Source organism: Arthrobacter celericrescens (assembly GCF_003614925.1).
In the GTDB taxonomy this organism is placed as follows: domain Bacteria; phylum Actinomycetota; class Actinomycetes; order Actinomycetales; family Micrococcaceae; genus Arthrobacter; species Arthrobacter celericrescens.
Window position 1 is genome coordinate 45,073 of the sequence record NZ_QYLP01000049.1, and the last position, 13,936, is coordinate 59,008.

Annotated in this window: 11 protein-coding genes; 8 read left to right on the forward strand and 3 right to left on the reverse strand. The window is 68.9% G+C overall.

What is annotated here, in order from left to right; translation table 11 throughout:
• Positions 1-113: 113 nt before the first annotated feature.
• The gene (locus tag D3654_RS10830) at positions 114-3,716 is read left to right on the forward strand and encodes a TM0106 family RecB-like putative nuclease (protein ID WP_120521500.1); all 3,603 of its coding nucleotides are present in this window, start codon (positions 114-116) and stop codon (positions 3,714-3,716) included.
• A 66-nt stretch (positions 3,717-3,782) separates the two neighbouring features.
• On the opposite strand, the gene D3654_RS10835 is transcribed toward D3654_RS10830, so the two are convergent.
• The 3 genes from D3654_RS10835 to D3654_RS10845 form a co-directional block, all read right to left on the reverse strand.
• On the reverse strand, positions 3,783-4,862 hold the full coding sequence (locus tag D3654_RS10835) for an alkene reductase (protein WP_120521501.1): 1,080 nt from the start codon (positions 4,860-4,862) through the stop codon (positions 3,783-3,785).
• An 80-nt stretch (positions 4,863-4,942) separates the two neighbouring features.
• Entirely contained in the window at positions 4,943-5,605 is a 663-nt protein-coding gene (locus D3654_RS10840) for an SRPBCC family protein (RefSeq protein WP_120521502.1), read from the reverse strand.
• Positions 5,606-5,812: 207 nt separating this feature from the next.
• Positions 5,813-7,561: a purine-cytosine permease family protein gene (locus D3654_RS10845; RefSeq protein WP_120521503.1), complete on the reverse strand. Its 1,749-nt coding sequence runs from the start codon at positions 7,559-7,561 to the stop codon at positions 5,813-5,815.
• Between the two features lie 256 nt (positions 7,562-7,817).
• On the opposite strand from D3654_RS10845, the gene bioB reads away from it, so the two are divergent.
• From bioB to D3654_RS10880, 7 genes are all read left to right on the forward strand, one after another.
• Positions 7,818-8,810 (forward strand): biotin synthase BioB, encoded by a 993-nt coding sequence (gene bioB, locus D3654_RS10850; RefSeq protein WP_120521504.1) that lies wholly within the window; start codon positions 7,818-7,820, stop codon positions 8,808-8,810.
• A gap of 152 nt (positions 8,811-8,962) precedes the next feature.
• A complete protein-coding gene (gene bsaP, locus D3654_RS21050) occupies positions 8,963-9,070 on the forward strand; it encodes a biotin synthase auxiliary protein BsaP (protein ID WP_483458050.1) in 108 nt (35 codons plus the stop codon).
• Positions 9,067-10,461, forward strand: coding sequence for an adenosylmethionine--8-amino-7-oxononanoate transaminase (locus D3654_RS10860; protein WP_245413179.1), 1,395 nt, complete (start codon positions 9,067-9,069; stop codon positions 10,459-10,461). Before bsaP ends, D3654_RS10860 begins: the two co-directional genes overlap by 4 nt.
• Positions 10,462-10,469: 8 nt before the next feature.
• Positions 10,470-11,645 carry an 8-amino-7-oxononanoate synthase gene (locus tag D3654_RS10865; RefSeq protein WP_120521548.1) on the forward strand — a complete coding sequence of 392 codons (1,176 nt, stop codon included), beginning with the start codon at positions 10,470-10,472 and terminating at the stop codon, positions 11,643-11,645.
• Positions 11,642-12,352: a dethiobiotin synthase gene (bioD, locus tag D3654_RS10870; protein WP_120521507.1), complete on the forward strand. Its 711-nt coding sequence runs from the start codon at positions 11,642-11,644 to the stop codon at positions 12,350-12,352. The genes D3654_RS10865 and bioD overlap by 4 nt, the downstream gene beginning before the upstream one ends.
• Positions 12,349-13,476, forward strand: coding sequence for a cytochrome P450 family protein (locus tag D3654_RS10875; RefSeq protein ID WP_120521508.1), 1,128 nt, complete (start codon positions 12,349-12,351; stop codon positions 13,474-13,476). The genes bioD and D3654_RS10875 overlap by 4 nt, the downstream gene beginning before the upstream one ends.
• Positions 13,452-13,910, forward strand: a complete 459-nt coding sequence (locus tag D3654_RS10880; RefSeq protein WP_120521509.1) for a very short patch repair endonuclease — start codon at positions 13,452-13,454, stop codon at positions 13,908-13,910. The genes D3654_RS10875 and D3654_RS10880 overlap by 25 nt, the downstream gene beginning before the upstream one ends.
• Positions 13,911-13,936: the final 26 nt, after the last annotated feature.

The window sequence follows — 13,936 nt, forward strand, 5'->3', positions numbered from 1 at the left end:
GCCTTCTCTTTGGAAGGTGCGGTGCCGCCGTCGTGCTGTCTTATGGCGCGGCTTGAATGTCAGCCCCCGCTGATAGCTTGGCTTCATCAGTTCGACAGCCTTTTGGGGGCGAAATGTTCTTTCTCGATGCGGAGACGGCCGGCCGGCCCAGGGACCTGGTGTATTCGGCCAGCGACCTCGTGACTGCTGCGACGTGCGAGTACCAGGTCCTGCGGAAGCTCGACGAGAAACTCGGCCGCAGCGCCCCGGCCGATTTCCCGAAGGACGCCATGCTGGACCGGGCCGCGACGCTCGGCGACGTCCACGAGCACAAGGTGCTGGATACGTTCCTCGCGGAGTTCGGCACCTGGGATCCGGGGACCGGACGGGGCGTGTACGACGTCGTTCCCGCCGGCGCGATGGACCGCGCCACCCTGCGCGCCAAGCATGAGGAATCGATCGGCGCCCTGCGGTCCGGGGCGGACATCGTGTTCCAGGCGGCGTTCTTCGATGGCACCTTCCACGGCCGCTCGGACTTCCTCGTGAAGCGCGGCGAGGCCAGCTATGCGGTGTTCGACACCAAGCTGGCCCGCCACGCCAAGGTCACCGCCCTGCTGCAGTTGGCGGCCTATGGGGATCAGCTCCTCAAGGCCGATATCGCACCCGACCCGACGGTCACGCTGGTGCTCGGCAACGGGATCCACAGCGACCACGTGCTGGCGGACATCCTTCCGGTCTTCAGGGAGCGCCGGGAGCGGTTCCTCGCCATGACGGCCGACCACGTCGCCAGCACCGGCCCGGTCGACTGGGGCGATCCGCGCTATTCCGCCTGCGGCCGCTGCGACTACTGCGCCGAGCAGGTCCTGCTGCACCGCGACCTCCTGATGGTGGCCGGAATGCGCGTGAACCGGCGCAAGAAACTGATCGAATCCGGGATCACCACCATCGACCAACTGGCCGCCGCGCCGGCCAACGGCGATGCCACGTTCCAGCGGCTCCGGGAACAGGCCCGCCTGCAGACCGGCACCGGCACCCCGGACGGCACCGTCCGCTACACAGACAAGAAGGGCGAGGCCAAGGCCGTGGCCTACACGGTCCTGCCCGACAACACCCTGGGCCGGATCCCGGCACCGGATCCGGGCGACATCTTCTTCGACTTCGAGGGCGATCCGCTGTGGCAGGACTCCGCCGGAGTGTGGGGGCTGGAGTACCTGTTCGGCGTGGTCGAAAATCCGGTGGAACCGGGGGCGACGCCCGTGTTCCGGCCGTTCTGGGCACACACCCGGGCCGAGGAGGGCAAGGCTTTCCGGGACTTCCTGGACTACGTGGCCGAGCGCCGGGCCAAGTACCCCGGCATGCACATCTACCACTACGCGTCCTACGAAAAGACAGCGCTGCGGAACCTGTCCCTGAGCCATGTGATGGGCGAAGCCGAGGTGGACGACCTCCTGCGCGACGGCGTGCTCGTGGACCTGTACGACACGGTGCGCCACAGCCTGCGGATCTCCGAAAACTCCTACAGCATCAAGAAGCTCGAACCCCTCTACATGGGCAAGAACCTGCGGTCCGGGGATGTCACCGACGCCGGAGCCTCCGTGGTTGCGTACGCCAACTACTGCACGGCCCGCGACAACGAGCATGCGGACGAAGCCGCTGCGATACTGGCCAGCATCTCCGACTACAACGAATACGACTGCCTCTCCACCCTGGAACTGCGCAACTGGCTGCTCGGACTGGCCGCGGAACGGTCCATCGCGGTTGGCGCCGCCGTCCCGGAGTCCCCTGCGGAGGCGGCGGTGGAGGCCGCGCGGGACGCGGGCGGGTACGAAGCCGCCCCGGAGGAAACGGCGCTGCTGGAATACCTGGCCACGCTGCAAGAGGAGGAACTCCAGTCCGACGATGCCCGGGCGATTGCCCTGGTGGCCGCGGCGGTCGGCTACCACCGGCGCGAGGACAAACAGTACTGGTGGGGACACTTCGACCGCTTCGACAAGCCGGTCTCGGAATGGGAAGACACCCGGGACGTCTTCGTGGCCGAAAGCGTCGACGTGCTCCAGGACTGGGAGAAACCCGGCCCCCGGAAAAACCCTGTCCGTATACTCCGCCTGAGCGGCAGGGCCGCCGAGGGCTCCGACTTCTCGGCCGGCCGGACGTTCTTCCGGATGTACGGTCCTCCCCTGCCGGACTGCCTGCAGGAAAAGGACGACGCCTCGGGACTGCAGTCCGCCTTGGGCCGCTCCGGCTGGGCAGGCACGGAAGTGGTCGAAAGCGGCGAAATCGACGGGCGGGACACCGTGGTCGTCGCCGAACGGCTGCCCCGCAATGCAGCGGCTTTCGCCGCGCTGCCGATGGCGCTGACGCCGGACCGGCCGATTCCCACCGACGGGCAGAAGGCCGCCCTGGCGCAGCTCGCCAGCAAGCTCCGGGGCTCCCTTCCGGGATGGCCGCGCGACCCCGCGTTGGACCTACTGCGCCGCTGCCCGCCCCGGCTGCGTACGCGTGACGCGCTGCACCCGGTGGCGGACGGCCCGGACGGCTACATCGATGCGATCACCGACGCCGTGCTGGACCTCGACCATTCGTGCCTGGCAGTGCAGGGTCCGCCAGGGACAGGAAAGACCCACGTGGGCTCCCATGTGGTGGCCCGTTTGGTGGCGCGAGGCTGGAAGGTGGGTGTGGTCGCCCAATCGCACGCCGTGGTGGAGAACATGCTGCGGGCTGCCGTGGAGAAGGCGGGTGTCGATCCGCGGCGGGTGGCCAAGGAAGTCAAGCACGACGATCCACTGCCTTGGCAGCAGCGAGGCAAGTCCGACGTCGAGCGCGTCCTCTCCGGCGCCGGCGGGGCCTTGATCGGCGGGACGGCGTGGACCATGACCGGCAACGGCGTGCCGGCGGGGTCACTGGACCTGCTGGTCATCGATGAGGCCGGTCAGTTCTCGCTGGCGAACACCATGGCGGTCAGCCGGGCCGCGCAACGGCTCCTCCTCCTGGGCGACCCCCAGCAGCTCCCGCAGGTCACGCAGGGCAAGCACCCGGAACCAGTGGACGAATCGGCCCTCGGCTGGCTCTCGCAGGAGCACCACACCCTGCCGCCGGAGCTGGGGTACTTCTTGGCCACGTCTTGGCGCATGCACCCGGCATTGTGTGCGGCCGTGTCAGAACTCTCCTACGACGGCCGGCTCCACGCCGCTTCCCCGGCCTCGGCCCGGCACCTCGAGGGATTCCCGCCCGGGATCGAGTGCGTCTATGTGCCGCACCGGGGGAATTCGACGTCGTCACCCGAGGAAGCGGCGGAGGTGGTCCGGCAGGTCCAGGCCCACCTCGGCCAGCGCTGGAGTGACCCCGCGGAAGGCCCAGGGAGCCGGGCCCTCGGGAAGCTCGACGTCCTGGTGGTCGCCGCCTACAACGCCCATGTGCAGCTGGTCCGGAACGAACTGCGGGCGGCCGGGCTGGGCAAGGTGCGGGTGGGGACCGTGGACAAGTTCCAGGGCCAGGAGGCACCGGTGGTCATCGTGTCGATGGCGGCATCGGCAGCAGGCGACGTTCCGCGCGGCATGGAGTTCCTGCTCTCCCGGAACCGGATCAACGTGGCGGTTTCGCGCGGGCAGTGGCGCGCCGTCGTCGTCCGCTCACCGGAGCTGAGCAACTACCTGCCCGTCCACCCGGAGGGCCTCGAGCAATTGGGCGGGTTCATCGGGCTTTGCCAGAGAGCGGCTAGCGCGGGGAAGAGGGGTTAAACGCCCGACGACGGCACGCCCGTTCCGGGGGTGCCGCCGTCGGTGCCTGTCGGGCGTCGGTGGGGACTAGTTCTGCGATTCCTCGTAGAACGGGTAGTCCGTGTAGCCCTTGGCCCCTTCGCCGTAGAACGTGGTGGGGTCCGCTTCGTTGAGCGGCAGGCCTTCACGCCAGCGGCGCACGAGGTCCGGGTTGGCGATGGCCGGGCGGCCCACCACCACGGCGTCGGCATGGCCGCCGGCCACCAGCTCCACGGCCTCTTCGCGGCCGGTCACGGTGCCGAATCCGGTGTTCACCAGGAAGGTGCCCTTGAAGCGTTCGCGCAGGTCCTGCACCAGGGCGCCCTTGGGATCGTCGTGCAGGATGCTCAGGTAGGCCAGGTTGAGCGGGGCGATCGTGTCCACGAGTACCTCGTAGGTGGCGCGGACGTCGGCCGGGTCGGTCTCGGCGATCTCCTGGACCAGGTGCTCCGGAGAAATCCGGATGCCCACGCGGCTGGAGCCGAGGGCTTCGACCACGGCCTGCACGGTCTCGATCACGAAGCGGGCCCGGTTCTCGGGGGAACCGCCGTAGCTGTCGGTGCGGACGTTGGTGTTGGGCGCGAGGAACTCGTGGAGCAGGTAGCCGTTGGCAGAGTGCAGCTCGACGCCGTCGAACCCGGCTTCGATGGCGTTCCGGGAGGCCGTGACGAGTTCCTGGATCACCAAGGGAAGCTCGTCGGTGCGCAGTTCGCGCGGCACCGGGTAGGGCTGCTTGCCATTCGGGGTGCGGACCTCGCCGCTGATCCCGACCGCGCTCGGCGCCACGATCTCGTGGCCGCCTGTGATGTCCGGGTGGGAGACGCGTCCGCCGTGCATGATCTGGGCGAAGATCCGGCCGCCCTCGGCGTGGACGGCGTCGGTGACCTTCTTCCAGCCGGCAATCTGCTCGTCGGAGACGAGGCCGGGCTGGCCGGGGTAGGACTGGCCGGCAGGCACCGGGTAAGTGCCTTCGCTGACGATCAGGCCCAGCGAGGCCCGCTGGCGGTAGTGCTCCGCGAGCAGGGGGCCGGGAATGCCCTCCTGGCCTGCGCGGACGCGGGTGAGGGGTGCCATTACCAGGCGGTTGGGAATCTCCAGCTCGCCGACGGTCAGGGGTGAGAACAGCATGCGCAGAACCTTTCACACGGGAATCGTTTCCGGCTTTGGCAACTATGGCGCGCGTGCAACTATTCCGGGTGAGGTGGAGATCACGCGGATTCTTGTCCTCCCACTTGGGAGTTCCGGGCCAGCGACTCAGCAATCCGGCTGAAGTAGTCCCGCGCAAAGTGGCCTTGGACGATCCGGAATTGGCGTGCTGCGTGACTAGGAATCTCAGCTTGGCACGCGTACGTGAACGTCGAGGTGTTGCCTTGATCTGTGATGTCGAACGTCGATACGTGCGTCCGCTCCGGAAACACTGAACGGACGGTCGCCGAGCGGCCTTCATTCACCGATAGCACTTCAAGGATCGAAGCCTGCCCATTGGCCGCAATTGAACACTGCCATTCCCCAGCACCGTCCGGGGTACCTGGAACCTTGAATGCATGGACGGCGGCTCCAAGTGCAACGGAATTCTCAGCCGGGCGGATCAGCGCCCAGACCTCGTCGGCAGGGTGCTGCAGCGTCACGCTCTCCTCGACACGAACGACCTTCGTCCTGGCGTGATTCCGGGCGGCGCCGAAGGCCAGACCTTGCTTCCAACGCCTGAGGTAATAGGACAATGAGAGGATCAGGCACAAGATCAGGGCCACTAGTATCAAGCCGCCGCTTCCCCGCTCGCCCGCGGATATTTTCTGCAGGGCCAGGACGCCAACGGCGACGGCCCCGACTACTTGAAGCAAAGCTTGAAACATGCCCACGAATTTCCCCATGGACCAACGGTAGGACAGATGCGCACGATGACGGGGGACCTCGTGCGCAGACGTGACGCCTGCACAACGAAACCCGGGCTCAGTGCGCCAGGCTGCCAGCGCCGGCTGGCCGCCAGGCACGACCCACTAGGCCGCCGGCAAAACCGCCCGACGGCGGCGGCCGCCTTCCCGTGGGAGGTTCCTGCCGCCGTCGGAACTTGACCGCCGCTACTGCTGCGCGGGCAGCACCAGTTCCCCGGTTTTGTCTGTCGAGAGAGCGAGCGAGGAGATGTACTGCGGCTCGCCGTCGGGCCCGTCCTGGGCCGAGCGGAGCATGTCCGGCCGTTCGAACTCGATCCCGGTCACGTGGCAGAGCAGCTTGGCCTGGCTGGGGTTGCCCTCGGAGTCGAACATGGCCAGGTCGATGCCGTCGTCAGTGCGGCGCAGGTAGTACTTGCCGCGGGTCAGGACGGCCAGCAGTGGCGGCAGGAGCAGGGCCAGGCCGACGGCGAAGATCGGCGAGTACGGCTGCACGGCGGATCCGAACGCACCGAAGAACACGGCGATGGACACCCCGGCCGAGGCGAGCATGGACACGAAGCCCACCGGGTTCACGGCGTAGAGCATGCCGCGGCGGAACTCGGGCACCTTGGGCGAGATCTTCAGGAGGTACTTGTTGATGGCGATGTCTGCGGCCACCGTGACCACCCAGGCGATGGCGCAGTTGGCGTAGAAGCCCAGGATGGTGTTGAGGAACTCGAACATGTTGGCTTCCATGAGCACCAGGGCCACGGCCAGGTTCAGCACCACGAACACCATGCGGCCCGGGTAGGTCTTGGTGATGCGGGTGAAGCTGTTGGTCCAGGCGAGCGATCCTGAGTAGGCGTTGGTGACGTTGATCTTGATCTGCGAAATGACCACCAGCACCACGGCAAGGGTCATGGCCAGCCAGGCCGGCATCATCTCCCGGTAGACGCCTAGGAACTGGTGCACGGGCTCGTTCGCGTGCACGGAGGCCGCCGGGTCCAAGGTAGCGATGAGGTAGACGGCGATGAACATGCCCACGACCTGCTTGATGGCGCCGAAAACCACCCAGCCCGGCCCGGCCAGGATCACGGCCCGCCACCAGGCGCCCCTGTTTGCGGCGGTGCGGGGCGGCATGAAGCGCAGGTAGTCGATCTGTTCGGCGATCTGCGCCATCAGGGACAGGCAGACGCCCGCGGCCAGCATCACGGAGGCCAGGTTCGTGCCGGACTCCCCGGACGTGCCGGTGTAGGCGAAGAACGAATCGATGCTTTCGGGGTGCGACACCACCAGGTACCCCACCGGCACCACCATGAGGAGCAGCCAGAGGGGGGTGGTCCACACCTGCAGTTTGGCCAGCGTGTTCATCCCGTAGACCACCAGCGGGATGATGATCAGCGTGGACGCCGCGTAGCCGATCCATTGCGGGATGCCGAGGCCAAGCTCCAGGCCCTGCGCCATGATGGAGCCTTCGAGGGCGAAGAAGATGAAGGTGAAGGTGGCGAAGATGACGTTCGTGACCACTGAACCGTAGTAGCCGAAGCCGGAACCGCGGGTGATGAGGTCCAGGTCGATGTTGTACCGCGCTGCGTAGTACGCCAGCGGGAACCCGGTGGCGAAAATGACGACGGCGGCCAGGACGATCCCGAGGATCGCGTTGCCGGTGCCGTAGGAAATCCCGATGTTCGCGCCGATGGAGAAATCCGCCAGGTACGCAATGCCGCCCAGCGCGCTGGTCGCCACCACCCCGGCGCTCCACTTCCGGTAGGAGCGCGGCGCGAAGCGCAGCGTGTAGTCCTCCAGGCTTTCCTTCGCGGCGCTCAGAGCGTCGCGTCCCGCGGAACCGGCCCCCGTCGCGGAACCTGCCGCCGCCCTTCCGGAACCGTCGACGACGGCGCTGCCGCCCGCCGTCGTGCGTTCCAGTGTCTGTATTGCCTGCTGTTCTTCAGTCATCCCCACGTCACTTTCCTCAGCTGTTCGGGGTGTTCCCCGGCTCCGCCCGACGCTATCGGCGGGATTCGACGACGGCGTCACCGCGGTGTTTCGGGGCTGTTACTTGTGCACGGGCCCGGGTTTGCTCCAGCCCGCGGGTTGCCAAGAACGGCGGCCGGGCTTTGTGGACGTCCAACAAAATTGCCGTCCCGCGGGATGGCTACGGTCAGTGAGGAGGCATTCACCGAAGCACTTCAGCGAGGAAGCAGGGAGCAGCATGACCATTTTGGACACCGCCCGGGAACAGGTCCTTGAGCGCGGGATCGGACTGAACGAGGCCCAACTGTTGGAGATCCTTCAGCTCCCGGACGCAGACATCCCGGCGGCGCTGCAGCTGGCCCACGAGGTCCGCGTGGAGCACTGCGGCGAGGACGTGGAGGTGGAGGGCATCATCTCGATCAAGACCGGCGGCTGCCCCGAGGACTGCCACTTCTGCAGCCAGTCCGGGCTGTTCGACTCCCCCGTGCGCGGCGTCTGGCTGGACATTCCGGAGCTGGTCAAGGCCGCCAAGGAAACCGCCGCCACCGGCGCCACCGAGTTCTGCATCGTGGCCGCCGTGCGCGGACCGGACATCAAGCTGATGAACCAGATCAAGTTCGCGATCGACCGCATCAACGAGGAAGTGGACATCAACATCGCCTGCTCCCTGGGCATGCTGACCCAGCGGCAGGTGGACCAGCTCGCCGAATGGGGCGTGCACCGCTACAACCACAACCTGGAAACGGCGCGCAGCTACTTCCCGCAGGTGGTCACCACCCACACGTACGAGGAACGCCTGGAAACCTGCGCCATGGTCAAGGAAGCCGGCATGGAGCTGTGCTGCGGCGCCCTGATCGGCATGGGCGAATCGCTGGAGCAGCGGGCCGAACTCGCCGCCCAGCTCGCCGCCCTGGACCCGCACGAAGTCCCGCTGAATTTCCTCAACCCGCGCCCCGGCACGCCGTTGGAAAACCAGGGCATCATGGACGGCAAGGACGCCCTCCGCGCCATCGCCGCTTTCCGCTTGGCCATGCCCCGCACCGTGCTGCGCTACGCCGGCGGCCGCGAACTGACCCTGGGCGACCTCGGCACCCGCGAGGGCCTGCTGGGCGGCATCAACGCCGTGATCGTGGGCAACTACCTGACCACCCTGGGCCGCCCCGCCGACGCCGACCTGCAGCTGCTGGTGGAGCTGAACATGCCCATCAAGGAACTCCAGAAGACGCTGTGAGCACGGAACTGTACTGCGGGCACTGCGGCGGGGAGCTGCCGGGCGCTCCCGGCGGGACCTCGGACGGCGGGCCAGCCGCCATTGTTGGGGACCCGACGTCGGACCCTCGCCTGGGAGCCCCGGCGCACCTCGGCTGCCGGGCGCTGCTGGCCATGGAACCGCCGCGCTATTGCGCGCAGTGCCGCCGCCGGATGAAAGTCCAGGTTACGCCCCTGGGCTGGAGCGCCGAATGCTCCCGGCACGGGAGTCTCGCGGGATGAGCCGGGGTCCGAACCTGACGCAGCCCGGTGGCCTGATCGGGCGCGACAGCCTGATCGAGCGCGGCGACCTGATCGAGCGTGACCGTGCCAGCCTGTGGCACCCGTATGCTCCGGCGTCGGGCACGCTTCCGCTGTGGGAGGTGGAAGGCGCCGAGGGCGTGCGGCTGCGGCTGCGCGATGAGAATGGCGAGCGCTTCGAGGTCCTCGATGCCATGTCCTCGTGGTGGTCGGTGATCCACGGCTACCGGAACCCGCTGCTGGATGCCGCGGCCAAGCGGCAGCTGGCGGATTTCAGCCACGTGATGTTCGGCGGGCTCACGCATGGTCCCGCCGTCGAGCTCGCCGAACGGCTCCTGGCCATGGCGCCTTCCGCGACGGACCGCCCCGCCCTGGAGCGGGTGTTCCTGGCCGATTCAGGCTCCGTGTCCGTGGAGGTCGCGCTCAAGCTGGCCGTGCAGTTCCAGACGGCGTCTGGGCGGCCGAAGCGGCAGCGCTTCCTCAGCCTGAGCGGCGGCTACCACGGCGACACCTTCGCGGCGATGGGCGTCTGCGATCCTGTGGACGGCATGCACTCGGCGTTTCCGGGGCTGCTGGCGAGGAACGTTTTCGCGCCCCGCCCACCGGCCGCTTCGACGGCCACCGCGCAGGACATCCAGCAGTGGCGGGCCGAGGTGGAGGAACTGGCCGCGCGCCATTCCGACGAGCTGGCCGCGATCATTGCCGAGCCCGTGCTGCAAGGGGCCGGCGGCATGTTCGCGTACCCGGCGGAATGCGTGCGGATCCTGCGGCAGATCGCCGACCAGCACGGCCTGCTGCTCATCCTGGACGAGATCGCCACGGGCTTCGGCCGTACCGGCGAACTCTTCGCCGCCGACCACGCCGGGATGGTGCCGGACATCCTCTGCGTAGGCAAGGCCCTCACCGGCGGGTACCTCAGCCTGGCGGCCATGATCTGCACCGGTGAGGTGGCGCGGGCAGTCTCCGCCGGCACGGCCGGGGCTCTCCTGCACGGGCCCACCTTCATGGGCAATCCCCTGGCGTGCGCAGTGGCGAACGCGAGCCTGGGCATCATCGCCACGGGCGCCTGGCGCTCGGACGTGGCCAGGGTGGGTGCGGCACTCGCCGCTGGGCTCGCCCCCGCGCGGGAGCTCGACGGCGTCGCGGACGTCCGCACGATCGGCGCGGTGGGTGTCATCGAACTGGAGGACGCCGCGGACGTTGCCGCCGTGACCCGGGCGGCCCTGCGCAACGGTGTGTGGGTGCGGCCGTTCCGCAACCTCGTCTACGCCATGCCGCCGTACATCAGCTCGGCCGCGGAGGCGGAAGCGATGGCGGCCGGGATGGTGGCGGCGGCAGCGGCAACCGTCGCCGGAAAGGTGCCCGCCTCGTGAGCGTCTCGATGACCCGGTGGCTGGAACAGCAGGCCGCCGTCCGCGAGCGCCGCGGGCTGCGACGCTCACCGGAAACCCGGTCGGTGGAAACCCGTCCTGCCGGAGGCCCTGTGGTGGAGCTGTCCAGCAACGACTACCTGGGCCTCGCGTCCGATCCTCGACTGGCCGAAGCTGCGTGCGAGGCCGTCCGCCGCTGGGGCACGGGCGCCACGTCCTCGCGGCTCGTGGCCGGTACCACCGCATTGCACTTGGAGCTCGAGGAGGAGCTGGCCCGCTTCACCGGGATGGAGGCCGGCCTGGTGTTCTCCTCCGGATACCTGGCGAACCTGGGCGTGGTGACGGCGCTGGGCGGTCCGGGCACGCTGATCGTGGCCGACGAGCACTGCCATGCCTCGCTGATCGACGGCTTCCGTTTGTCGCGTTCGCGGGTGGAAACGTTCGCGCACAACGACACCGAGGATGCCGCGCGGCTGCTTTCGGAACGACACAATCGTCAAGGGAACAGCGAGCCGCGGGCGCTGATCGCCGTCGAGTCCATCTACAGCGTGTGGGGCGACGCCGCGCCCCTGGCATCCCTGCTGGACCTGGCCGTGGAACACGACGCCATGCTGTTGATCGACGAGGCCCACAGCCTAGGCGTCTCCGGCGGGGCCGGCGCCAAAGGACACGAAGGACACGGCGCCGTGGCCGGGACTGCCCTGGCCGGCCACCCGAACGTGGTGCTCACCGCCACCCTGTCCAAGGCCCTCGGCAGCCAAGGCGGCGCGGTCCTGGGTTCAGCCCTGCTGCGGGAACACCTCGTCAACCGGGCTCGGAGCTTCATCTTCGACACCGCCTTGGCACCGGCGTCCGCGGCCGCCGCCCTCGAAGGCCTCCGGGTCATTGGCGACGAGCCGTGGCGTCCCGCCGCCGTCCGGGACAACGCGGCCCGGCTGGCGGCCGCCCTGCGGCAGGAGACTGCACAAGCGGGCCCCGTCCTGTCCATCCCGCTGCCCGACGCCGGCATCGCCTTGCGCGCGAGCCGGGCAGCGCGCGAGATGGGGATCCGGGTGGGCTGCTTCCGGCCGCCGTCGGTCCCGGACGGCGTGTCCCGGCTGCGCCTCACCGCCCGGGCCACCCTCGCCCCCGACGAGATCGACTACGCCTGCGCAACGCTGCGCGGCATCCTGGAGGAAACCCCATGACGCGAGACCACCAGAGCCTGCCACCCATCATCCTCGTCACCGGCACGGACACCGGCGTCGGAAAGACGGTCGCCACGGCTGCCCTGGCCGCCGCCCTGCACTCCCGCGGCCGCACGGTGGCGGCCTACAAGCCGTGCCAAAGCGGCAACAAGGATGGCGACTCGGACTGTTCCGAAATCTCCCGGCTCGCCGCTCCCCTGACGGCGGAGGCCGGCGTCGTCCTCGAGGAACCGCTGGCCCCGGTGCAGGCCGCCGCGCTGGACGGCGTGGAACTGCCGCCCTTGGCCACGCACGCCGAACGCATCCGGCAGCTCGCCGCCGGGCACGACCACGTGCTGGTGGAGGGCGCGGGCGGGCTGCTGGTGGAGCTGGATCCCGACGGCGGAACCCTGGCCGATCTCGGCGCCCTGCTCGGCGACGGGGCCGGCTTTGCGGTGGTCGCCCGGCCCTCGCTGGGGACCTTGAACCACACCGGACTGACCCTGGAGGCCCTGGACCACAGGAGCCTTGCAGTGACGGGCGTGATCCTGGGCAGCTGGCCGGAGCATCCCGGACTGGCAGAACAGGGCAACCGGGCGGCCTTCTCCTCCGGTGCCGCCCCGTTGCTGGGCGCGCTTCCGGACGCCGCGTCGGCGTTGCCGGCGGAGGCGTTCCGCGAGCAGGCGCCGCTTTGGTTGGAAAACCTGTGGCTGGGCGGACTCTCATGACCGCCGCCCGATGCCCCTACCGTGTGGTCCGGGAACCCGCCGAGGTCCGCGAGGTCCTGCACCGCCCCGACGACTTCGGCCCGGCCAACGCCCTGGTGGCCGTGACGCCGCTGTCCGGCCAAGCCCTGCGCATCCTGCAGGGCGCCCGCTTCGCGCTTCCGCCTGTCCTGGCCAGCAACGACACGGACTCCCACCCCGGGATCCGCAAGGTGGTGGCAGGTTTCTTCACCCCGGCAACCGTGGAGGCGATGGAGCCACGGATCCGCCAACTGGCCAAGGAATCCGCGTATGAGGCCGCCAACGAGCTCGACGCCGCGGGCCGCGTGGAACTGGTGCAGGCCGTGGCTGCCCTTCCGCCGGCAGTGGTGATGCTGGAAATGCTGGGCCTGCCGGTCCGGGACCTCCCGGAGCTGAAGGCGTGGAGCCTGGACTCCCTGGAATTGTTCTGGGGCTGGCCCGGCCCGGAACGCCAACTGGAGCTCGCCCGCAGCGCCGCCGATTTCTACCGCTGGCTGCGGGACCTGGTACTGGAATCCGTGGCGTCCCCGGGCCGGAACCTGTTCAAGTCCCTGCATGAGCACGGGCTCAGCACCCCGGAAATCTGTTCCCTGGGCTACTTCCTGCTGATCGCCGGGCAAGAAACCACCACCCAGCTCATCAGCACCGCCCTTTACCGGCTGGCCGAAGGCTCCATGGGCGTCGCATGGGACGAAGCGTCGGCCAAGGACAAGGCCACGGAACTGGTGCGGAATGTCCTCGCGAGTGAGTCCTCCGTGCCCACGTGGCGCCGTGTGGCCAGCCGGGACACCGAGCTCAACGGCGAGGCCATCCGCGCCGGCGAGGAGATCCTGCTGGAACTGACAGGACACCACGGCCCGGAGGCGCCCGGCACCAGGGGTCCGCTGCCCTACGGACTGGCCTTCGGCTCCGGCATCCACCGCTGCCTCGGCGCGAAACTCGCGGAACTGGAGGCCGCCGTCGTCGTCCAGGAAACGGCGGCCGCACTGCCGGGCGCACGCCTGCACGGACCGGAGCCGGCGTGGATCCGGCTGCTGTCTTTCCAGGCGCCGCGCACGGTCACCGTGGCTAGACTCGGATCATGGGCGAAAGCCGGGACCTGCTGAGCCGTGATCTGCTCACACCTGAGCAGCGCAGCCGGAACATGTCCAGGATCCGCGGCAAGAACACCAAACCCGAGCTCCTGGTCCGCCGGCTCCTGCATGCCAAGGGCTATCGCTACCGCCTGCACGGCATGGCGGCGGGCGGGAAGCTTCCGGGGAGCCCGGACTTGGTATTCGCAAGCCGGCACAAGGTGATTTTCGTGAACGGCTGCTTCTGGCATTTCCACGACTGCCCTGCCGGGCGGCACGCACCCGCGGCCAACGCCGAGTTCTGGGAGACCAAGCGGCGCCGCACCCGCGAGCGCGACGCCGTGCAGCGCGAACGCCTCGCGGCCGCCGGCTGGGAGGTGCTCACCGTGTGGGAGTGCGGTTTGAAGGACCGCAGCGCCCTGGAGGCCCAGCTCACCGGATTCCTCGACGGCGGTCCGCGCCCCTGAGGGGCGCTCCGGGCCGCCTTCCTCAA